The sequence below is a fragment of the Parapedobacter sp. GCM10030251 genome (assembly GCF_042666505.1).
Classification (GTDB): Bacteria; Bacteroidota; Bacteroidia; order Sphingobacteriales; family Sphingobacteriaceae; genus Parapedobacter.
In genome coordinates this window covers 1-755 of the sequence record NZ_JBHTDN010000044.1, presented here as the reverse complement: position 1 = coordinate 755, position 755 = coordinate 1, and the positions used below count along the sequence as shown (strand labels likewise).

At 56.6% G+C, this 755-nt stretch carries 1 protein-coding gene; it reads right to left on the bottom strand.

Annotated elements, in window-relative coordinates; genetic code table 11:
* On the bottom strand, positions 1 to 755 hold a 755-nt coding region (locus ACFQRK_RS23975), incomplete at both ends, for a DDE-type integrase/transposase/recombinase (protein ID WP_379010964.1).

Sequence of the window (755 nt, the reverse complement as noted above, 5' to 3'; positions counted from 1 at the left end):
AGGGCAATACGCTGGCTGCCGTGGTATATTTCCACCGTGTCGGTGCAGTAAACAATACGCACCTCTTTCCCGATATAGCGGGCGGGCACACTGTAGAAGTGCCAGTCTTCGCCCACCACCACGTGGTAATTACGCTGTACCTTGCCCCTTGTATAATGTTTGGCAACAAAAGGTGCCCCGGCCAGGGGCTGAAGTACCGGTTTTTCCTTATCGGTAAAAAGCTCCCTGCGGCTGAATGTCCTGCGCTGGAAGTTCCTGTCGTGGTGTTCCCCCAGCTTTTGCCGGATGGCGTGGTTCAATTGCCCCAGCGAGGTGAATATGTCGTTACGGAGGGGCGCATAGATACGCTGGTAGGTGATTTTCACGGCATTCTCCACCGATGGCTTATCCTTCGGCTTTGCCGGACGCGAGGCCAGCAGGGCGATGTTGTTATGGTTTGCCCACTGCTGGAGCATATCGGTGAACTTCGGTTCATAGCGGCTGATCCGCGACACCCACTGCTTCATGTTGTCCGATTTGGCCGACAGCGGGGACCCGCCGAAATGGTCCAGGCAATTGTTAAGCGCCCGCAGTACCTGCGGCAATGAGGCGTTGGGGAGCGCTTCCACATAGCCATAGCCGCTGAAAGGAAATACGGCCACAAATACAGGGCAGGCCACAAGCTCGCCGCTTGCGGTGTCAACATAATGCATCATGTCACCGGCAAAGTCGACCTGGAGCACCCTGCCGGGTTCATGCTCGAAGTGCATGGTGGC